16 protein-coding genes are annotated in these 20,087 nt (G+C 65.2%); 11 read left to right on the top strand and 5 right to left on the bottom strand.

Features of this window, described 5'->3' with window-relative positions; genetic code table 11:
• Position 1 precedes the first annotated feature (1 nt).
• The gene (locus tag OKW43_RS29885) at positions 2 to 3,232 is read left to right on the top strand and encodes an efflux RND transporter permease subunit (RefSeq protein WP_429451389.1); all 3,231 of its coding nucleotides are present in this window, start codon (positions 2 to 4) and stop codon (positions 3,230 to 3,232) included.
• Position 3,233: 1 nt separating this feature from the next.
• On the top strand, positions 3,234 to 4,748 hold the full coding sequence (locus OKW43_RS29880; RefSeq protein ID WP_187635973.1) for an efflux transporter outer membrane subunit: 1,515 nt from the start codon (positions 3,234 to 3,236) through the stop codon (positions 4,746 to 4,748).
• 115 nt (positions 4,749 to 4,863) lie between these two features.
• Here OKW43_RS29880 and OKW43_RS29875 read toward each other — a convergent pair whose 3' ends face one another.
• Positions 4,864 to 6,273: a nucleobase:cation symporter-2 family protein gene (locus tag OKW43_RS29875; RefSeq protein WP_429451388.1), complete on the bottom strand. Its 1,410-nt coding sequence runs from the start codon at positions 6,271 to 6,273 to the stop codon at positions 4,864 to 4,866.
• A 430-nt stretch (positions 6,274 to 6,703) separates the two neighbouring features.
• Between OKW43_RS29875 and OKW43_RS29870 the strand changes: the two genes are divergently transcribed.
• The 3 genes from OKW43_RS29870 to fghA all read left to right on the top strand — a co-directional run bounded on the left by OKW43_RS29870 (position 6,704) and on the right by fghA (position 10,295).
• Positions 6,704 to 8,170: a xylulokinase gene (locus OKW43_RS29870; RefSeq protein WP_429451385.1), complete on the top strand. Its 1,467-nt coding sequence runs from the start codon at positions 6,704 to 6,706 to the stop codon at positions 8,168 to 8,170.
• A 151-nt stretch (positions 8,171 to 8,321) separates the two neighbouring features.
• Positions 8,322 to 9,428 (top strand): S-(hydroxymethyl)glutathione dehydrogenase/class III alcohol dehydrogenase, encoded by a 1,107-nt coding sequence (locus tag OKW43_RS29865; protein ID WP_429451383.1) that lies wholly within the window; start codon positions 8,322 to 8,324, stop codon positions 9,426 to 9,428.
• Positions 9,429 to 9,443: 15 nt separating this feature from the next.
• Complete coding sequence (gene fghA / locus OKW43_RS29860; RefSeq protein WP_429451381.1) at positions 9,444 to 10,295, top strand: S-formylglutathione hydrolase; 852 nt, start codon at positions 9,444 to 9,446, stop codon at positions 10,293 to 10,295.
• 19 nt (positions 10,296 to 10,314) lie between these two features.
• Here the strand turns inward: fghA and OKW43_RS29855 are convergent, their stop codons facing one another.
• The 4 genes from OKW43_RS29855 to OKW43_RS29840 all read right to left on the bottom strand — a co-directional run bounded on the left by OKW43_RS29855 (position 10,315) and on the right by OKW43_RS29840 (position 13,600).
• Positions 10,315 to 11,097 carry a metal ABC transporter permease gene (locus OKW43_RS29855; protein WP_429451379.1) on the bottom strand — a complete coding sequence of 261 codons (783 nt, stop codon included), beginning with the start codon at positions 11,095 to 11,097 and terminating at the stop codon, positions 10,315 to 10,317.
• Positions 11,090 to 12,028, bottom strand: coding sequence for an ABC transporter ATP-binding protein (locus OKW43_RS29850; protein ID WP_429451377.1), 939 nt, complete (start codon positions 12,026 to 12,028; stop codon positions 11,090 to 11,092). The genes OKW43_RS29855 and OKW43_RS29850 overlap by 8 nt, the downstream gene beginning before the upstream one ends.
• The gene (locus OKW43_RS29845; RefSeq protein ID WP_429451375.1) at positions 12,025 to 13,008 is read right to left on the bottom strand and encodes a metal ABC transporter solute-binding protein; all 984 of its coding nucleotides are present in this window, start codon (positions 13,006 to 13,008) and stop codon (positions 12,025 to 12,027) included. The genes OKW43_RS29850 and OKW43_RS29845 overlap by 4 nt, the downstream gene beginning before the upstream one ends.
• Before the next feature lie 94 nt (positions 13,009 to 13,102).
• Positions 13,103 to 13,600: a Fur family transcriptional regulator gene (locus OKW43_RS29840; RefSeq protein ID WP_187635981.1), complete on the bottom strand. Its 498-nt coding sequence runs from the start codon at positions 13,598 to 13,600 to the stop codon at positions 13,103 to 13,105.
• Positions 13,601 to 13,889: 289 nt separating this feature from the next.
• Between OKW43_RS29840 and OKW43_RS29835 the strand changes: the two genes are divergently transcribed.
• The 6 genes from OKW43_RS29835 to OKW43_RS29810 all read left to right on the top strand — a co-directional run bounded on the left by OKW43_RS29835 (position 13,890) and on the right by OKW43_RS29810 (position 20,054).
• On the top strand, positions 13,890 to 14,672 hold the full coding sequence (locus OKW43_RS29835) for an L-iditol 2-dehydrogenase (protein ID WP_429451372.1): 783 nt from the start codon (positions 13,890 to 13,892) through the stop codon (positions 14,670 to 14,672).
• 97 nt (positions 14,673 to 14,769) lie between these two features.
• Positions 14,770 to 16,092, top strand: coding sequence for an ABC transporter substrate-binding protein (locus OKW43_RS29830; protein ID WP_187635983.1), 1,323 nt, complete (start codon positions 14,770 to 14,772; stop codon positions 16,090 to 16,092).
• A 208-nt stretch (positions 16,093 to 16,300) separates the two neighbouring features.
• Complete coding sequence (locus tag OKW43_RS29825; RefSeq protein WP_187635984.1) at positions 16,301 to 17,236, top strand: carbohydrate ABC transporter permease; 936 nt, start codon at positions 16,301 to 16,303, stop codon at positions 17,234 to 17,236.
• Positions 17,233 to 18,108, top strand: coding sequence for a carbohydrate ABC transporter permease (locus OKW43_RS29820; protein WP_187635985.1), 876 nt, complete (start codon positions 17,233 to 17,235; stop codon positions 18,106 to 18,108). Before OKW43_RS29825 ends, OKW43_RS29820 begins: the two co-directional genes overlap by 4 nt.
• The gene (locus OKW43_RS29815; protein ID WP_429451369.1) at positions 18,105 to 18,827 is read left to right on the top strand and encodes an HAD family hydrolase; all 723 of its coding nucleotides are present in this window, start codon (positions 18,105 to 18,107) and stop codon (positions 18,825 to 18,827) included. Before OKW43_RS29820 ends, OKW43_RS29815 begins: the two co-directional genes overlap by 4 nt.
• A 117-nt stretch (positions 18,828 to 18,944) precedes the next feature.
• Entirely contained in the window at positions 18,945 to 20,054 is a 1,110-nt protein-coding gene (locus OKW43_RS29810) for an ABC transporter ATP-binding protein (protein WP_187635987.1), read from the top strand.
• Positions 20,055 to 20,087 lie beyond the last annotated feature (33 nt).

Raw genomic sequence — 20,087 nt, 5'->3', positions numbered from 1 at the left:
CATGGCAAAGTTCTTTATTGATCGCCCGATTTTTGCATGGGTGATCGCCATCATCTTGATGCTCGCGGGTCTCGCGTCGGTGTTCACGCTGCCGATCGCGCAATACCCGACCATCGCGCCGCCGTCGATCCAGATCAGCGCAACCTACCCGGGTGCTTCGGCGAAGACGGTGGAAAACACCGTCACGCAGGTGATCGAGCAGCAGATGAGTGGTCTGGACCACCTGCTGTACCTCGCGTCGACCTCGGACGACTCGGGCACGGCCACCATCACGCTGACGTTTGCGGCCGGCACCAACCCTGACATCGCGCAGGTGCAGGTGCAGAACAAGCTGCAGCTCGCCACGCCGCTGCTTCCGCAAGCGGTGCAGCAGCTCGGCACCAAGGTTACGAAGTCGAGCAGCAGCTTCCTGCTGGTGATGGCGTTCGTGTCGACCGACGGCAGCATGAACAAGTACGACCTCGCGAACTACGTCGCGTCGAACATTCAGGATCCGATCAGCCGTATCGACGGCGTGGGTACGGTGACGCTGTTCGGCTCGCAGTACGCGATGCGGATCTGGCTCGACGCGAACAAGCTGAACAACTTCAGCCTGACACCGCTCGACGTCTCAACCGCGCTGCAGGCGCAGAACGTGCAGGTCGCGGGCGGCGCTCTTGGCGGCACGCCGTCGGTGCAGGGCCAGGTGCTGCAGGCCACGATCACGCAGGCCACGCTGCTCAATACGCCCGAGCAGTTCGGCAACATCCTGCTGAAGGTGAACCAGGACGGCTCGCAGGTACGTCTGCGCGACGTGTCGCACATCGAACTCGGCGGCGAAAACTACAACTTCGACACCAAGTACAACGGTCAGCCGACGGCGGGCTTCGGTATCCAGCTCGCCACGGGCGCGAACGCGCTCGCCACCGCGAAGGCGGTGCGCACGAAGGTCGCCGAACTGTCGAAGTACTTCCCGCACGGTCTCGTGGTGCAGTACCCGTACGACACCACGCCGTTCGTGCGCCTGTCAATCGAGGAAGTGGTCAAGACGCTGCTCGAAGGTATCGTGCTCGTGTTCCTCGTCATGTACCTGTTCCTGCAGAACCTGCGCGCCACGCTGATCCCGACGATCGCGGTGCCGGTGGTGCTGCTCGGTACGTTCGCGATCATGAGTGTGGTCGGTTTCTCGATCAACACGCTGTCGATGTTCGGTCTCGTGCTCGCGATCGGTCTGCTGGTGGACGACGCGATCGTGGTGGTGGAAAACGTCGAGCGGGTGATGCAGGAGGAGGGTTTATCGCCTCGCGACGCGACCCGCAAGGCGATGGACCAGATCACCGGCGCGCTGGTCGGCGTCGCGCTCGTGCTGTCGGCGGTGTTCGTGCCGGTGGCGTTCTCGGGCGGCTCGGTCGGCGCGATCTACCGGCAGTTCTCGCTGACGATCGTCGCGGCGATGGTGCTGTCCGTGCTCGTCGCGTTGATTCTGACGCCGGCGCTGTGCGCGACGATCCTGAAGCCGATTCCGAAGGGGCATCACGAAAAAGCCACCGGCTTCTTCGGCTGGTTCAACCGTACCTTCAACACGAGCCGCGACAAATATCACTCGGGCGTGCACCACGTGATCAAGCGCTCGGGCCGCTGGCTCATCATCTACATGGTGGTGATCTTCGCGGTGGGGCTGCTGTTCGTGCGTCTGCCGAAGTCGTTCCTGCCTGACGAAGACCAGGGCACGATGTTCGTGCTGGTGCAAACGCCGTCGGGCTCGACGCAGGAAACCACCGCGCGCGCGCTGAAAGACGTGTCGGACTACTTGCTGAACGACGAGAAGGCGATCGTCGAATCGACCTTCACGGTGAACGGCTTCAGCTTCGCGGGTCGCGGCCAGAACGCGGGTCTCGTGTTCGTGCGGATGAGGGACTACGCGCAGCGTCAGCACGCGGATCAGAAAGTGCAGGCACTCGTTGGACGTCTGTTCATGCACTTCAGCAGCTACAAGAACGCGCTCGTGTATCCGGTCAATCCGCCGTCGATTCCTGAACTCGGCACCGCGGCGGGCTTCGACTTCCAGCTGCAGGACCGCGCGGGTATCGGTCATGCGAAGCTGATGGAAGCGCGCAACATGCTGCTCGGTCTGGCGGCGAAAGATCCGACGCTCGCACAGGTGCGTCCGAACGGCCTGAACGATACGCCGCAGTTCAAGGTGAGCATCGACCACGAGAAGGCGTCGGCGCTCGGCGTGTCGCTCTCCACGATCGACCAGACGTTCTCGATCGCGTGGGCTTCGGCGTACGTGAACAACTTCCTCGACATCGACGGCCGGATCAAGAAGGTGTACCTGCAGGGCGACGCGCCGTTCCGGATGAAACCGGAAGACGTGAGTGCCTGGTTCGTGCGCAACAGCGCGGGCGCGATGGTGCCGTTCTCGGCCTTCGCGAGCACCGAGTGGACGTACGGTTCGCCGAAGCTCGAGCGCTACAACGGTATCTCGTCGGTGGAAATCCAGGGTGCGGCCGCGCCGGGCAAGTCGACCGGTCAGGCGATGATTGCGATGGAATCGATCGTCAAGAAGCTGCCGGCGGGCATCGGCTACGAGTGGACGGGTCTGTCGCTGCAGGAGCGTCAGTCGGGTTCGCAGGCGCCGATCCTGTACGGCATCTCGATCCTCGTTGTGTTCCTGTGTCTCGCGGCGCTGTATGAAAGCTGGTCGATCCCGTTCTCGGTGATCATGGTGGTGCCGCTCGGCGTGATCGGCGCGCTGCTGGCCGCGACGCTGCGCGGGCTCGAGAACGACGTGTTCTTCCAGGTGGGTCTGCTGACCACGGTCGGTCTGTCGGCGAAGAACGCGATTCTGATCGTGGAATTCGCACGAGAACTGCAGCAAGGTGAAGGCATGGGGCCGATCGAGGCCGCGCTCGAAGCGGCGCGTCTGCGGTTGCGTCCGATCCTGATGACCTCGCTCGCGTTCATTCTCGGCGTGTTGCCGCTCGCGATCAGTAACGGCGCGGGCTCGGCAAGCCAGCACGCGATCGGTACCGGCGTGATCGGCGGGATGTTGACGGCGACCTTCCTCGCGATCTTCATGATCCCGATGTTCTTCGTCGTGATTCGCGCGAAGTTCGGCGGCGAGAAGGAAGACCCGGATGAAGCGCTGCGCCACTACCAACAGCACCATCCGCACGATCCGCAAGGCGGCGCGGCGGGTGGCACGGCCGACGGCTCGGATGGCAATGGCTCGGGCAAGGATGGGCATTGAGATGCAAAAACACTCTTTGATTGCAGTGGCCGTCGCGCTGCTCGCCACGGGTTGCACGCTGGCGCCGCACTACGAGCGGCCCGCCGCGCCCGTGACGGCGACTTTCCCGACGGGCGGCGTGTACGACCAGCAGCCAGGCACGCACGGCGCGCGCAGCGCGAACGGCCAGGCCGCCGCCGACATCGGCTGGCGCGACTTCTTCGTCGATCCGCGTCTGCAGCAGCTGATCGAAATCGCGCTGAAGAACAACCGCGATCTGCGTGTGTCGGTGCTGAACATGCAGGCGTCGGCGGCGCAGTACCGCATCGTGCGTGCGGGTCTGTTCCCGACGCTCGATGCCGCGGCCTCGCAAAGCAAGTCGCGCACGCCGAAGGACCTGACTTTCACCGGCGTGACGATCTCCAACACGTATTCGGTGGGCTTGAACGCGTCGTGGGAAATCGACTTCTTCGGGCGCGTGCAGAGCCTGAAGGATCAGGCGTTGGCCACGTACCTCGGCACCGCGCAGGCGCGCAAGGCGGCGGAAATCTCGCTGGTGACGCAGGTGGCGAATCAGTACATGACGGTGCTCGAACTGGATGATCTGCTGAAGGTCACGCAGAACACGCTGAAGACGGCGCAGGAGTCGTACCGCATCACCAAACTGCAGTTCGACAACGGTACGGGTTCCGAACTCGATCTGCGGCAGTCGCAAACAGTCGTCGAGACCGCCAGCGCGAACCTGCAGTCGCAGACGCGGTTGCGGACCCAGGCTGACAACGCGCTGGTGCTGCTGATCGGCGAGCCGTTGCCCGCTAGTCTGGCGAGCGGCCTGCCGCTGGACGACCAGGACCTGCTCACGGACATTCCGGCGGGCCTGCCATCCGATCTGCTGACGCGTCGTCCCGACATCATCGAGGCCGAGGAGAATCTGCTCGCGGCCAACGCGAACATCGGCGCGGCGCGCGCGGCGTTCTTCCCGAAGGTCACGCTGACCGGCAGCGCCGGCACGCTGAGCCCGACGCTCGGCGGGCTGTTCAAGCCGGGTTCGGCGGCGTGGAGCTTCGCGCCGTCGATCACGCTGCCGATCTTCGAGGGCGGTCAGAACATGGCCAACCTCGATCTCGCCAACATCCAGAAGAACGTGCAGATCGCCACGTATGAAAAGGCGATCCAGACGGCCTTCCGTGAAGTGGCGGATGGACTGGCCGCGCGCGGCACATACGACGAGCAGATCGCGGCGCTCGAGCGCGATGTCGCGGCCGAGCAGCGCCGGCTGGACCTGTCGACCCTCCGTTATACGAATGGTGTCGACAGCTATCTGTCGGTGCTGACCGCGCAGACCTCGCTGTACGTGGCTCAGCAGGCGCTGGTTACCGCGCGCATGGAGCGCCTGCAGAACCTGGTCACGCTGTACCAGGCGCTCGGCGGCGGCTGGGTCGAGCATACCGGCGACCAGCCGCGTCCCGCCGACACGCCGGTCGACTACGGTGCGGCGAGCGCGCCGGTCGCGGCTTCGGCGGCGACGGCAGGGTAAGCGCTTCGGCTCGACGAACCGCTGAAGTAAAGCAAAAACGCCACGGCATGCCGTGGCGTTTTCGTTGATGCGCGTCGTTCGGCGCCGCTCGCCGCATCGGCGCTGCATCAAAAGCTCAATGCAGGTCCGCCGCCCGCAGCATCTCGCTGTGCTGCGGTTCGCCGAGCGCGCCGGCGTCGAGATCGTGCCCGGCGCGGCGAAGCTCGCTCGTCGCCTTGTTCTCGCTCTTCACGCCGTTGAAAATCAGGTTCAGCACGACCGCCGACACCGACGCGAGCAGAATCCCGCTATGCAGCAGCGGCGACAGCGCCGGCGGCAGTTGCGAGAAGAAGTGCGGCGACACGACCGGCACGAGGCCGAGCCCGATGCTGACCGCGACGATGAACAGATTGTGTTGATTCCTGACGAAGTCGACGCGCGACAGCACCTTGATGCCGTTCGCCGCGACCATGCCGAACATCACGATGCCCGCGCCGCCGAGCACGAACGCGGGCACCGACGCGACCACCTGCGCCATCTTCGGAAAGAGGCCGAGCAGCACGAGGATCACGCCGCCCATCGCGCAGACGAAGCGGCTCTTCACGCCGGTTACGCCGATCAGCCCGACGTTCTGCGAAAAAGACGTGTGCGGAAACGAATTGAAGATGCCGCCGATCAGTGTGCCGAGCCCGTCGACGCGCAAGCCGCGCACCAGCGTCTTCTGATCGACCGGACGATCGACCATGTCGCCGACCGCGAGGAACATGCCGGTCGATTCGATGAAAGTGACGAACATCACGGTGATCATCGTCGCGATCGACAGCGGATCGAAGTGCGGCAGACCGAAGTGGAACGGCATCACGAAGCCGACCCACGGCGCGTGCGTGACGCCGTCCATGTTGACGCGGCCGAGCATCAGCGCGATCACGAAGCCCGCGACGATGCCGAGCAGCACCGAGATATTGGCGACGAAACCGCTGGCAAACCTGTTGACGAGCAGGATCAGCGTCAGCACGAGGAGCGCCAGGCCGAGGTAGACCGGATTGCCGTAGTCGGGATTGCCGACGCCGCCGGCCGCCCAGTTGATGCCGACTTCCATCAGCGACAGGCCGATCACCGAAATCACGACGCCGATCACGACCGGCGGGAAGAAGCGCAACAGTTTGCCGACCGCGGGCGCGAGCAGAATGCCGATCACGCCGGCCGCGATCGTCGAGCCGAAGATGTCGAGGATGCCCAGCGAAGGATTGGTGCCGATCGCGACCATCGGGCCGACGGCCGCGAACGTGCAGCCCATGATGACGGGCAGACGGATGCCGAAGATCCACAGCCCGAGCGTCTGGATCAGCGTGGCGATGCCGCAGGAAAACAGATCGGCGCTGATCAGGAAGGCGACCTGGTCTTTCGGCAGCTTCAACGCCGCGCCGATGATCAGCGGCACCGCGACCGCGCCGGCGTACATGACCAGCACGTGCTGAATGCCAAGAGTGAGCAACTGGCCCGCGGGTAGGCGCTCGTCGCACGGGTGAACCGTGTTCGCTTGCATATCGTCTGTCTCCACCATCTCGTTTTGGGATGACTCCAAGGTATCGGGGACGAAAAGTCGCAACAAGACCATACGTGGCTATTCCGGCATTCCCGGCGACGATATGCACAGGCGTCGTTTGAAAGGCAAATTAAAGCTACGCGTGGGGCGGATCGGCTGCGGACCGACGGCGAGCCCTATGCGGCGGCGATTGCGGGCGGTACGTCGTGTGCGCGGCGGGGCTTCGTCGCCGGCGGGGATATGTGTGAGAATCGATGACGTGTATCACGCTTCGCGCATAGTCCTGTTTTGACGACGCTCGCCGCATGAGGGGGGTTAACCCGCGAAGGGGCTTTTCCTCGTGTTGTCCGATCCGTTCGCCGAACCTTCGCGGTGTCGCCGCCAGCTTTGCTGGTTCATTTCTCATCCTCATTTCAACGTCCTTGCGCTCATGAGTTTTCTTGGCATCGACCTCGGCACCGGCTCCCTGAAAGCCGCAATCGTCGACGAACATGGACGCGAACAGGCGGTGTGGAGCGTCGCTTACGCGCTCGTTACGCCGCACGCGGGTTGGGCAGAAATCGACGTCGAGACCTGGTGGAACGCGCTCGTCCATGCGATGGCGAGCCTGCCGCGCGAACTGCGTGACGGCGTGCGCGCGATCGGCTTGTCCGGCCAGATGCACGGCGTCGTATTGCTCGATGCAAACCGCGCGGCGGTGCGGCGCGCGATGCTGTGGCCCGACTCGCGCGCGCTCGCCGTGCTCGATCAATGGCCCGAGCCGCAACCGAATCCGGTCGCGCCCGGCATGGCCGGTCCGCTGCTGCGCTGGCTGGTGTTGCATGAGCCGGAAGCCGCGCGCCGCACGCGCTGGGCGCTGCAGCCGAAGGACTGGCTGCGCGTCGCGCTCGGCGGCGCGTGCGTGACCGATGCGTCCGATGCGTGCGCGACCGCGCTCGCCGATCCCGCCGGCGCGTGGGACGCGGCGCTGCTGGAACGCCTCGAGATTCCGCGCGAGTGGTTCGCGCCTCTGGCGCCGTCGTCTGCGGCGTCGGGCGCGCTGTCGCCACAGGCCGCGCAGGCACTCGGCCTACGGCCGGGTATCGCGCTCGCGACCGGCGCCGCGGACACGCCGTGCGCGGCGCTCGGCAGCGGACTCGCGCGTGACGGCGACGCGCTGCTGACGACCGGCACCGGCGGACAGATCGTCGTGCTCGCGAACGACGAGCCCGCGCCGCTGAAGGGCTTGCATCGCTATCGCGCGGCGAGCCATCACTGGTATCGGATGGCGGCGATGCAGAACGTCGGCATCGCGCTCGAGCGGGTGCGCGGGTGGCTGTCGTACGAGTGGGCGCAGGCTTACCGCGAGGCATTCGGCGATACGGCCGATGTCAGCGCTGATGCCGCTGCTGATGCCACATCAACGCTTAGCTTCCTGCCATACCTGACCGGCGAGCGCACGCCGTGGCTGAACCCGCAGGCGCGCGGCGGCTGGCTCGGCCTGTCGCTCGAGCATACGCGCGGCGCGATGATGCGTGCGGCGTTCGAGGGCGTCGCGTTCTCGCTGCGCGCGGGGCTCGACGCGATTCGCGCGAGCGGCGCGCCGGTGACGGCGCTCAAGCTCGCGGGTGGTGGCTCCGTCGATGCGCGCTGGCGACAACTGCTCGCCGATGCGCTGGACGTCGAACTGCACGCGGTCGATTGTCCGAACGCGGCGCCGCGCGGCGCGGCGATCCTCGGCGGTCTCGCGTGCGGCCACTGGCACGCGCGCGATCTCGGCGCGCTCGCGCCGGGCGCGACGCGCGTCGCCGGTCCGCGAGGCGATGCGGCGCTTGCGGGACGCTATGCGCGCTTCGTCGATCTGTATCAGCGGGTCGAGCCGTGGTTCGGTGCTAGCGCGCCGCGCGAAGCGAAGTAGCAGCGGCGGACGCGGCGCTGCGCGCAGCCATCGGCAACGCTGCCGTCCCGCACTTTGCAATACCATGTCGCTTTTCGCGCGCCACGCCATCTTCGGGCACGCGACGCCTTTTTCGCATTCACGCATTCACGGACTCATAGGAGCATTGACGATGAAGACCAAAGCAGCAATCGCATGGAAAGCCGGCGCGCCGTTGACGATCGAGGAAGTCGATCTCGAAGGTCCGCGCGCCGGTGAAGTCCTGATCGAAGTGAAGGCGACGGGCATCTGCCACACCGACTACTACACGCTGTCGGGCGCCGACCCCGAAGGCATCTTCCCGGCGATTCTCGGCCACGAAGGCGCGGGCGTGATCGTCGATGTCGGGCCGGGCGTCGGCACGCTGAAGAAGGGCGATCACGTGATTCCGCTTTACACGCCCGAATGCCGCCAGTGCAAGTTCTGTCTGTCGCGCAAGACCAACCTGTGTCAGGCGATTCGCTCGACGCAAGGCAAGGGGCTGATGCCCGACGCGACCTCGCGTTTCTCGCTGGCCGGCAAGCCGCTGTTTCACTACATGGGCACGTCTACGTTCTCGAACTACATCGTCGTGCCGGAAATCGCGGTCGCAAAGGTGCGTGAAGACGCGCCGTTCGACAAGATCTGCTACATCGGCTGTGGTGTGACGACCGGCGTCGGCGCGGTCGTGTATTCGGCGAAGGTCGAAGCCGGCGCCAACGTGGTCGTGTTCGGCCTCGGCGGCATCGGGCTCAATGTGATCCAGGGCGCAAAAATGGTAGGTGCGGACAAGATCATCGGTGTCGATCTCAATTCGGGTCGCGTCGAACTCGCGAAGAAGTTCGGCATGACGCACTTCATCAACCCGAACGAAGTCGAGAACGTCGTCGATCACATCGTGCAGCTGACCGATGGCGGCGCCGACTACTCGTTCGAATGCATCGGCAACGTGAAGGTGATGCGCCAGGCGCTCGAATGCACGCACAAGGGCTGGGGCCAGTCGTTCATCATCGGCGTCGCGGCGGCGGGCGAAGAGATCAGCACGCGGCCGTTCCAGCTCGTGACGGGCCGCGAGTGGAAGGGCTCGGCGTTCGGCGGCGCGCGCGGCCGCACCGATGTGCCGAAGATCGTCGACTGGTACATGGAAGGCAAGATCAATATCGACGATCTGATCACGCACCGTCTGCCGCTCGAGCGCATCAACGAGGGCTTCGAGCTGATGAAGAAGGGCGAGTCGATCCGCTCGGTCGTGCTGTACTAACAGAGGAGCGTCGCGATGCTCGAACTACTATCGTCGCACGCCTGTCACGGCGGCGAGCAGCGCTTTTACCGCCACGAGTCGCGCACGATCGGTCTGCCGATGCGCTTCTCGATCTATCTGCCGCCGCAGGCGTTGCAGCGTAATGCGAAGGTGCCCGCGCTGTTCTATCTCGCGGGGTTGACTTGCACCGAAGAGACCTTTGCGATCAAGGCCGGCGCGCAGCGCTTCGCGGCCCAGCACGGCATCGCGTTGATCGCGCCGGATACGAGCCCGCGCGGCGCGGGCGTATCGGGCGAAAGCGATGCGTGGGACTTCGGCGTCGGCGCGGGTTTTTATGTCGACGCGACCGAGGAGCCTTGGGCGCGGAACTACCGCATGGACTCGTACGTGCGCGACGAGCTACGCGAAACGGCGCTTGCGAATCTGCCGCTCGATGGCGAGCGCCTCGGCATCTTCGGTCATTCGATGGGCGGCCACGGCGCGCTGATGCTCGCGCTGCGCAATCCGGACATCTATCGGTCGGTGTCGGCGTTCGCGCCGATTGCGGCGCCGATGCGTTGTCCGTGGGGCGAGAAGGCGTTCAGCGGTTATCTCGGCGACAACCGTGAAGCGTGGAAGCAGTACGACGCGAGCGAGCTGGTCGCGCACGCAACGCGGAAATTCGCGGAAGGGATTCTCGTCGATCAGGGGCTCGCGGATCAGTTTCTGCCCACGCAGCTCAATCCTGACGTGTTCGAAGCGGCGTGCAAGGCCGCGGGTCAGCCGCTGACGTTGCGCCGGCACGCGGGCTACGACCACGGCTACTACTTCATCTCGACGTTCATCGACGATCATCTCGCGCATCACGCGAAGGTATTGCTCGGCTGAAAACGTCGTGTAGCGCCGCTCAGTGCCGCTTCAGCAGACTCCCGCCATATACCGCTGCCGACAGCACGGTGATCCAGAAACTCGTCGGCCAATCGGTGTGGAATGCGAGCGTCAGCCCGAGCCACGCCTGCGCGAGCGCGAACACGGCCGCGAGCACGAGACCGGTGGACAGCCGCGTGCTCAGGTTCTGCGCGGCTGCGGCCGGGCCGACCATCAGCGTGAACACGAGCAGCACGCCGACGATCTGCGTGCAAGCGGCGACAGCCAGCGCGGCGATCGCGAGAAACAGCACCGACACGCGGCGCAGCGACACGCCCTTCGCTTCGGCCAGCTCCGGTTGCAGCGACGCGAACAGCAGCGGCCGCATGATCGCCGCGAGCGCCACCAGACTGACGACACCCAACGCCGCGAGCACGCCGAGCGTCGATGCATTCACGCCGAGCACGTTGCCGAACAGCAGCGCCGTGACCTGCGTCGCGTACGCGGTGAAGAAGTGCAGAAATAGCAGCCCGAAGCCGAGCGACAACGACAGGATCACGCCGATCGCGACGTCGCGCCCGGCGAGCCGCTCGCCGAGCGCGCCCATGCCGACACCGGCCGCGAGCGTGAAGCCGATCATCCCCCAGATCGGCGAGATGCCGACCAGCACCGCGCCGGTCGCGCCCGTGAAGCCGACATGCGACAGCGCGTGACCGGCGAACGTCTGTCCGCGCATCACCAGAAAATAGCCAACCACGCCAGCCAGCACCGCGACGATCCCCGACGCCGCGAATGCGTTCACCATGAAATCGTATTCAAACATCGTGCGTGTGTCCGTCGCGTAAGTCGTGCGGGTTTGGGTGACTGTGCGAGTGGCTGTGCGAATGCGTATGTCCGCCGTCCTCGTCGTGTTCGTGCTCGTGATCGTGCTTCTCGACTTCGACGCCGCCCGACATCACGAAGATGCGGCCGTTCACGCGCATTACGTCGATCGGCGAGCCATACAGACGCGATAGCACTGGCCGCGTGATCACTTCGTCGACCGTGCCTAGCGCCGCGACGCCGCTGCCGAGATACAGCACGCGGTCGATCGAGTTCAGCAGCGGATTCAGTTCATGCGCGGAGAACAGCACCGCGATGCCGAGCTCCTGTTGCACGCGCCGCACGAGTTCGACGACGCTCTTCTGATGATGCGGATCGAGGCTGATCAACGGTTCATCGAGCAGCAGCAGCCGCGGATTACCGAGCAGGCACTGCGCGAGCAGCAGCCGCTGCCGTTCGCCGCCCGAAAGCTCCGACAGCGGCCGCTTCGCGAGATTCGTACCGCCGACGAGCTCCAGCACGCGCTCGACGTCCGCGCGTGTTTTCGCATCCGCGTGCGGCAGACCCCAGCGATGACCATCGGCGGCCATCGCGACGAAATCACGTCCGCGCACGCGGCGGCCGGCGAGCGCGCTGCGCGTCTGCGGCATATAGCCAATCGATGCGTTGCCGCGCTCGATCGTCTGCCCGAGCACGCGCATCACGCCGCCCGCGGCCGGCAGGAGACCGAGCACCGCGCGCATCAGCGTCGTCTTGCCCGCGCCGTTCGGTCCCAGCACGCCGATGAACTCGCCCTGGTTCACGACGAAGCTGGTGTCGCGCAGGATCGTGCGGCCGCCGAGATCGAGCGTCACGTTGTCGAGCTCGAGCACGGGCGTGTCGCCGCGCGCGCTGGGTGAGCCTGCCGGCGCAGAACGGCCAGTCGGAATCATGGAGTCTTTCCTTTCGCGTTCGTCGCGCCATTCGAGCCGCTCGTGTCACCCGCCGCCAGCGCTTTTTGCAGCGCATCGAGTTGCGACAGCATCCAGGTCTGATAGGTCTTGCCGGCCGGCAGGGTTTCGGTGACGCTCATCGTCGGTACTTTCGATTGTTGCGCGAGCGTCAGCATGCGTCGGGTCAGCGCCTCGGTGGCCTGGCTGTTGTAAATCAGCACGCGCACGCGCCGCTCGCGCAGATCGCGTTCGAACGCGGCGATATCGGCCGCGCTCGCTTCGGTGTCGTTCATCGTGGCGAGCTGGAAGCGCTGGTTGCGCATGGCGAGGCCAATCGCGTCAGACATATAGCCGAACACCGGCTCCGTCGCCGTGACCGGCAAGCCCGCATAGCGGCCGTGCAGCTCGGCGAGCTTCGCGTCGATCGGCTTCAGCGAATCGAGAAACTTCGCGAGGTTCGCTTCGTACGCCGACTTGTGCGCCGGGTCAGCAGCGCTGAGCGCGTCGCACACCGCACGCGCGACTTTCGGCATCGTCGTCGGGTCGTACCACAGGTGCGGATTGTCGCCGCCTTTCCTGCCGACGAGGTCGGCCGCGACGATCACGGTGCGCTGCCCGCCTGTCGACGCGGCCAGCAGCTTCGCCATCCACGGATCGTAGTCGGCGCCGTTGTAGACGACGAGGCTCGCGTGCTGCAACGCGCGCGCGGTGGCCGGGCTCGCTTCGAACAGATGCGGGTCCTGGTTCGGGTTGCTGAGGATGCTGGTCACGTCGACGCGATCGCCGCCGAGCTGCCGGACCGCGTCGCCATAGAAGTTCTCCGCGGCGACGACCGGAATCTTCGCGTCGGCGGCGAACGCGCCGTGGCCGAAGCCGAGCGCCGCGACCGCGAGCAGACAGGTGCACAGATGCGTGCGCACAAACGTCGATAGCTTCAGCGAACGTCGAGCTGCGGAGAACAGCGAGCCGATTGTTTTCATCGTGATTCCTGGTGCGTGAGTGTTTGAATGAGCCAGTTGCGGTGGCGATTGCGGATCGGGCGTTGCGCTCGGCGCGGCGCCGCGCATCTGATGATTACGACGACGTGCCTGCTGCGCCGCTGGCGCCGCCAGGCTTCGCCGCGCGCGCACATGGCGCGCACAGGCCGCTCAGCTCGATCACCTGACGATGCACCTCGAAGCCATGCGCGGGCGCGCTGTGCGACAGCCGGTCGGCGAGTTCGTCGCCGGGAATCTCGACGGTCGCGCCGCAGCCGTCGCACATCAGGAACTGGCTGCGATGCGGCACACCGATTTCGCAGCAGGCGACGAACGCGTTTTTCGATTCGATCCGGTGCACGAAGCCGTGCGCGACCAGGAAGTCGAGCGCGCGATAGACGGTGGTCGGCGGCATGCGGCCGCGCTCGGGCGCGAGCGCATCGAGCAACTCGTACGCGCCGACCGGCCGCTCGCTCGCGACGACAGCCGCATACACCTGGCGGCGCAACGGCGTTAGCGCGAGCCCCTGCGACGCGGCGTGCGCGTCCGCGTGCGCGAGCCGCATGGCGTGCTGTTCGGCGAGCGAGGTAGTCATCGGCGTGAATCTCCTGACGGGGTGGTCCGAGCGGGGCAGCGAGGTCGAAATGATATAACGTATCGCGATTTTTTGTCAGTGGCGCATATTTGGCGACAGGCACCGAACGCGTCGTGACGACCCTTGTCGCCATGCGATTGCTCCTGCCGCGCTGCACCATCGAAATTCGTCCGCGTGCCTTGACATGACCCAGTCCGTATCCGATCATTCGATCACCAGCCGAGCAATTGTTCGCGCAATGAGCGTTCGCTCACTGCGCCAGAAAGCAAAAACGAACCGGAGACAGGCAGTGGCACGATTGCAGGACAAGGTCGCCATTCTGACGGGCGCGGCCAGCGGTATCGGTGAAGCAGTGGCACGGCGCTATCTCGACGAAGGCGCGCGCTGCGTGCTGGTCGACGTGAAGCCGACCGACGACATCGGCGGCGCGCTGCGCGGCGTCTACGGCGAGCGCGTGTCGAGCATCAGCGCCGACGTCCGGCGCCGCGACGACATCGAGCGCATCGTCACGAGCACGATCGACTGCTTCGGCCAGATCGACATCCTCTTCAACAACGCGGCGCTGTTCGACATGCGCCCGCTCCTCGACGAATCCTGGGACGTGTTCGACCGCCTGTTCGCGGTCAACGTAAAAGGCATGTTCTTCCTGATGCAGGCGGTCGCGCGGCAGATGGTCGAGCAAGGCCGCGGCGGCAAGATCATCAACATGTCGTCGCAGGCCGGGCGGCGGCGCGGCGAGGCGCTCGTTTCGCATTACTGTGCGACCAAGGCGGCGGTGTTGAGCTATACGCAGTCCGCAGCGCTCGCGCTCGCGCCGCATAAGATCAACGTGAACGGCATCGCGCCGGGCGTCGTCGACACGCCGATGTGGAACGAGGTCGACGCGCTGTTCGCGCGCTACGAAAACCGTCCGCTCGGCGAGAAGAAGCGCCTCGTCGGCGAGGCGGTGCCGCTGGGCCGCATGGGTGTACCCGACGACCTGACCGGCGCCGCGTTGTTCCTCGCGTCTGCCGATGCCGACTACATCACCGCGCAGACGCTGAACGTCGACGGCGGCAACTGGATGAGCTGAATAAAGAGCAGGGAGCGGGCACGTTGACTGCTCTGAGCGGCGCGTCATTCCGTCAAACGAACGCAGCATCACATAACGTACGAGAAAGGAGACAACGATGAAACCAGCTATCAAATTCGCGCTGAAGGCGGCCGGTGCCGGCGCGGCCACCTGCTTCGCGCTGAGCGCATCGGCGGCGACGGTGACGATCGCGACGCTGAACAATCCGGACATGATCGAGCTGAAGAAGCTGTCGCCCGCGTTCGAAAAAGCGAATCCCGACATCAAGCTGAACTGGGTGATCCTCGAGGAAAACGTGCTGCGTCAGCGCGCGACGACCGACATCACGACCGGCAGCGGCCAGTTCGACGTGATGACGATCGGCGCATATGAAACCCCGCAATGGGGCAAGCGCGGCTGGCTCGCCCCGATCACGAACCTGCCGGCGAGCTATGACCTCAACGACGTCGTGAAGACGGCCCGCGACGGCCTGTCCGCGAACGGCCAGTTGTACGCGCTGCCGTTCTACGTCGAAAGCTCGATGACCTATTACCGCAAGGATCTGTTCGACAAGGCCGGCCTGAAGATGCCCGACCAGCCGACCTACGACCAGATCGCCCAATTCGCCGACAAGCTCACCGACAAGTCCAAGGAGCAGTACGGCATCTGCCTGCGCGGCAAGGCGGGCTGGGGCGAGAACATGGCGTACGGCACGACGGTCGTGAACACGTTCGGCGGCCGCTGGTTCGACGAGAAGTGGAACGCGCAGCTGACGTCGCCGGAATGGAAGAAGGCGATGACCTTCTACGTCGATCTGCTGAAGAAGGACGGCCCTCCGGGAGCAAGCTCGAACGGTTTCAACGAAAACCTGACGCTGATGTCGTCGGGCAAGTGCGCGATGTGGATCGACGCGACGGTCGCGGCCGGCATGCTGTACAACAAGCAGCAGTCGCAGATCGCCGACAAGGTCGGCTTCGCGGCCGCGCCGACCGCGGTCACGCCGAAGGGCTCGCATTGGCTGTGGGCCTGGGCGCTCGCGATTCCGAAGTCGTCGAAGCAGCAAGATTCGGCGAAGAAGTTCATCGAGTGGGCGACGTCGAAGGATTACATCGAAATGGTCGCGAAGGATGAGGGCTGGGCCTCGGTGCCGCCGGGCACGCGCCAGTCCACCTATTCGCGCCCCGAGTACAAGCAGGCCGCGCCGTTCGGCGACTTCGTGCTGAAGGCGATCCAGACCGCCGACCCGGATCATCCGACCTCGAAGCCGGTCCCGTACACCGGCGTGCAGTTCGTCGGAATTCCTGAGTTCCAGTCGTTCGGCACCGTGGTCGGGCAGAGCATCTCCGGCGCGATCGCCGGTCAGATGACGGTCGACCAGGCGCTTGCGGCCGGCAACGCGGCCGCGGATCGCGCGGTCAAGCAGGCGGGTTATCAGAAGTAACTGCGCAGAAGTAACCGCGCAGAAGTAACCGCGCAGCAGTAACCCGGCAGGCCCGCCGCATCGACCGATGCGGCTCATGCAGCAGGGCGGCCGTTCGCCCGCGCCGCATGCGATGCGGCACGCCGTGCGTCATTCAGCACGGCAGGTCGCATCGCACGCATGCGGTGTGCAGGCGAACCTCCGCGCATTATCGAACAGGTGGTCCATCATGCGTCCTTTGCGCCTACCTCTGATGCAAACCCATCCCAAGACAGAAAAAGAACGCGAGGAGCGTAAGGCCAGTTCGGCCCGCTGGCTCGTGGCGCCGTCGGTCGGCGTGCTCGTGCTGTGGATGGTTATTCCGCTCGCGATGACGATCTGGTTTTCGTTCTCGCACTACAACCTGCTCAATCCCGATCTGCGCGGTTTCGCCGGCTTCGACAACTACCGCTATCTCGCGACCGATCCGTCGTTCGGTCCGTCGATCGCGCATACGATCGAGCTGATCGTGTGGGTGCTCGTGATCACTGTGGTCGGCGGCGTGCTGATGGCGATCCTGTTCGACCGCAAGTTCTACGGGCAGGGTGTGGCCCGCCTGCTCGCGATCGGCCCGTTCTTCGTGATGCCGACCGTCAGCGCGCTGATCTGGAAGAACATGATCCTGCACCCGGTGTACGGCCTCGTCGCGCAGGGCATGCGGGCGATCGGCATGCAGCCGATCGACTGGTTCGCCGACTATCCGCTCACCGCGGTGATCATGATCGTCGCGTGGCAGTGGCTGCCGTTCGCGTTCCTGATCCTGTTCACGTCGATCCAGTCGCTCGACCAGGAGCAGAAGGAAGCCGCGAAGATCGACGGCGCCGGTCCGTTCTCGATGTTCTTCTATATCACGCTGCCGCACCTGCGACGCGCGATCGCGGTCGTCGTGATGATGGAGACGATTTTCCTGCTGTCGATCTTCGCCGAGATCTATACGACCACGGGCGGCGGCCCGGGCAACGCGACCACCACGCTGTCGTACCTGATCTTCGCGCTGGGCCTGCAACAGTTCGACGTCGGTCTCGCCTCGGCGGGGGGTATTCTCGCGGTCGTGCTGGCCAATATCGTGTCGATCTTCCTCGTGCGGATGCTCGCGAAGAACCTGAAAGGGGAGTACGAAAAATGAGCCACGTTGCCTCTACTACGGCATCGACGACGCAGCCGGTCGCGGTGCCAACCAAGTCGCCGTTCGACACGATTCGTCGCGGCATTCCCGGCGTGATCGCGTGGCTCGTCGCGCTGCTGCTGTTCTTCCCGATCTTCTGGATGACGATCACCGCGTTCAAGACCGAGCAGCAGGCGTATGCGTCGTCGCTGTTTTTCGTGCCGACGCTCGACAGCTTCCGCGAGGTGTTCGCCCGCAGCAACTACTTCGCGTTCGCGTGGAACTCGATACTGATCTCGGTCGGCGTCACGCTGCTGTGCCTGATCCTCGCGGTGCCGTGCGCGTACGCGATGGCGTTCTTCCCGACGCGCCGCACGCAGAAAGTGCTGCTGTGGATGCTGTCGACGAAGATGATGCCGTCGGTCGGCGTGCTGGTGCCGATCTATCTGCTATGGAAAAACAGTGGCCTTCTGGATACCGTGTCGGGCCTGATCATCGTGTACACGCTGATCAATCTGCCGATCGCGGTCTGGATGGCGTTCACGTACTTCGCTGAAATTCCGCGCGACATTCTCGAAGCCGGGCGCATCGACGGCGCTGCGACGTGGCAGGAGATCGTCTATCTGCTGATGCCGATGGCGCTGCCCGGGCTCGCGTCGACCGCGCTGTTGCTCGTGATCCTGTCGTGGAACGAGGCGTTCTGGAGCATCAACCTGTCGAGCTCGAGCGCGGCGCCGCTGACCGTGTTCATCGCGTCGTATTCGAGTCCTGAAGGTTTGTTCTGGGCCAAGTTGTCGGCCGCTTCGTTGCTGGCGGTCGCGCCGATCCTGATCGTCGGCTGGCTGTCGCAGAAGCAACTGGTGCGCGGCCTCACGTTCGGGGCGGTCAAATGACGGCAGAGTCGACGGCAGGCCCGGGCATCGCGCGATATGCGTTGATCTGCGATTGCGACGGCGTGCTGATCGACAGCGAAGCGGTGGCCGCGCGCATGCTGGTGCGCGAACTCGAGGCGCGCTGGCCCGGCATCGACGTTGCGCCGGTCGTGCTGCCGCTGCTCGGGCTGCGCATCGAGCGCGTGCTGCAGGACACCACGACGCAGCTCGGCAGACAGCTCGGCGCCGACGATATCGACGCGATCCGCCGCACGGTCGAAGCGGCCGCGATCGAGGCGCCCGCGGTCGACGGCATCGAGATCGCGTTGACCCAGGTGCCGCTCGTCAAAGGCTGCGCGAGCAATAGCTTCCGGCCGTACGTCGAGGCAGTGCTGGCGCGCACGGGCCTGAAGCGTTTTTTCGGCGAGCGGCTATTCTGCGCCGACGCGGTGCCGAGTCCGAAGCCCGCGCCGGACGTGTATCTGGCGGCGGCGCAAGGCTTCGGCCTCGCGCCCGGCGCGTGCCTCGTCGTCGAGGACAGCGTGACCGGCGTCACGGCGGCCGCGGCGGCGGGCATGGCGGTGCTAGGCTTTATCGGTGGCGGCCATGCGAGCGACGCGCAGATCGATCGTCTGCATGCGGCGGGCGCGCGCCATGTGTTCGACGATATGAGTCAGTTGCCCGAACTGGTCGCGCAATGGACGCTGTCCGCGACGGCCGCGGCGGCCGCGGCGCCGTAAGCGCACGGACGCGCACGGACGCGCACCCTACGACACGGCATCAGATAGCAGCACGAAGTCACGAACAGCATCGAACAGCATCGAACCGCATCGAACAGCATTACAAGGAGACACATCATGGCAAGCGTAACCTTGCGCAACATCAGAAAGGCCTACGACGACACTGAAGTGATGCGCGACATCAATCTCGACATCGCGGATGGTGAATTCGTCGTGTTCGTCGGGCCGAGCGGTTGCGGCAAATCGACCCTGATGCGGATGATCGCGGGCCTGGAGGACATCACGGGCGGCGATCTGAACATCGACGCCGCGCGCATGAACGACGTGCCGCCGGCCAAGCGCGGCATCGCGATGGTGTTCCAGTCGTACGCGCTGTATCCGCACATGACGCTGTACGACAACATGGCGTTCGGCCTGAAGCTTGCCGGCGCGAAGAAGCCGGAGATCGACTCAGCCGTGCGCAACGCGGCGAAGATCCTGCACATCGACCATCTGCTCGATCGCAAGCCGAAGCAGCTGTCCGGCGGCCAGCGTCAGCGCGTCGCGATCGGCCGCGCGATCACGCGCAAGCCGAAGGTGTTTCTATTCGACGAGCCGCTGTCGAATCTCGACGCCGCGCTGCGCGTGAAGATGCGCCTCGAGTTCGCGCGCCTGCACGACGAGCTGAAGACGACGATGATCTACGTGACGCACGACCAGGTCGAGGCGATGACTTTGGCCGACAAGATCGTCGTGCTGTCGGCGGGCAATCTGGAGCAGGTCGGCAGCCCGACGATGCTGTATCACGCGCCGGCGAATCGCTTCGTCGCCGGCTTCATCGGCTCGCCGAAGATGAACTTCATGGAAGGCGTCGTGCAGTCGGTGTCGCACGACGGCGTCACGGTGCGTTATGAGACCGGCGAGACGCAGCGCGTATCGGTCGAGCCGGGCGCGGCGAAGCAGGGCGACAAGGTGACGGTCGGCATCCGCCCCGAGCATCTGCACGTCAGCACGACCGAGGACGGTATCGAGGCGCGCACGATGACGGTCGAATCGCTCGGCGATGCCGCGTATCTGTACGCGGAGTCGAGCGTCGCGCCCGATGGCCTGATCGCGCGGATTCCGCCGCTCGAACGGCATGCGAAGGGTAACGTGCAGAAGCTCGGCGGGACGCCTGAGCATTGCCATCTGTTTGACAGCGAAGGCAAGGCGTTCCAGCGCAAGATCGTCGAGGTGCTGGCGGCTTGATCGCACGATGACGCATTGCGTAAGCAGGCGGCG

The sequence above is a fragment of the Paraburkholderia sp. WC7.3g genome, assembly GCF_050436345.1.
Taxonomy (GTDB): domain Bacteria; phylum Pseudomonadota; class Gammaproteobacteria; order Burkholderiales; family Burkholderiaceae; genus Paraburkholderia; species Paraburkholderia podalyriae.
Note: the sequence above shows the minus strand (reverse complement) of the source record. Positions and strands in the feature narration are given on the sequence as shown.

Coding starts and splice junctions, on each gene's coding strand:
- OKW43_RS29885 (WP_429451389.1), top strand. CDS start 2: ATGGCAAAGTTCTTTATTGATCGCCCGATTTTTGCATGGGTGATCGCC.
- OKW43_RS29880 (WP_187635973.1), top strand. CDS start 3,234: ATGCAAAAACACTCTTTGATTGCAGTGGCCGTCGCGCTGCTCGCCACG.
- OKW43_RS29875 (WP_429451388.1), bottom strand. CDS start 6,273: ATGCAAGCGAACACGGTTCACCCGTGCGACGAGCGCCTACCCGCGGGC.
- OKW43_RS29870 (WP_429451385.1), top strand. CDS start 6,704: ATGAGTTTTCTTGGCATCGACCTCGGCACCGGCTCCCTGAAAGCCGCA.
- OKW43_RS29865 (WP_429451383.1), top strand. CDS start 8,322: ATGAAGACCAAAGCAGCAATCGCATGGAAAGCCGGCGCGCCGTTGACG.
- fghA (WP_429451381.1), top strand. CDS start 9,444: ATGCTCGAACTACTATCGTCGCACGCCTGTCACGGCGGCGAGCAGCGC.
- OKW43_RS29855 (WP_429451379.1), bottom strand. CDS start 11,097: ATGTTTGAATACGATTTCATGGTGAACGCATTCGCGGCGTCGGGGATC.
- OKW43_RS29850 (WP_429451377.1), bottom strand. CDS start 12,028: ATGATTCCGACTGGCCGTTCTGCGCCGGCAGGCTCACCCAGCGCGCGC.
- OKW43_RS29845 (WP_429451375.1), bottom strand. CDS start 13,008: ATGAAAACAATCGGCTCGCTGTTCTCCGCAGCTCGACGTTCGCTGAAG.
- OKW43_RS29840 (WP_187635981.1), bottom strand. CDS start 13,600: ATGACTACCTCGCTCGCCGAACAGCACGCCATGCGGCTCGCGCACGCG.
- OKW43_RS29830 (WP_187635983.1), top strand. CDS start 14,770: ATGAAACCAGCTATCAAATTCGCGCTGAAGGCGGCCGGTGCCGGCGCG.
- OKW43_RS29825 (WP_187635984.1), top strand. CDS start 16,301: ATGCGTCCTTTGCGCCTACCTCTGATGCAAACCCATCCCAAGACAGAA.
- OKW43_RS29820 (WP_187635985.1), top strand. CDS start 17,233: ATGAGCCACGTTGCCTCTACTACGGCATCGACGACGCAGCCGGTCGCG.
- OKW43_RS29815 (WP_429451369.1), top strand. CDS start 18,105: ATGACGGCAGAGTCGACGGCAGGCCCGGGCATCGCGCGATATGCGTTG.
- OKW43_RS29810 (WP_187635987.1), top strand. CDS start 18,945: ATGGCAAGCGTAACCTTGCGCAACATCAGAAAGGCCTACGACGACACT.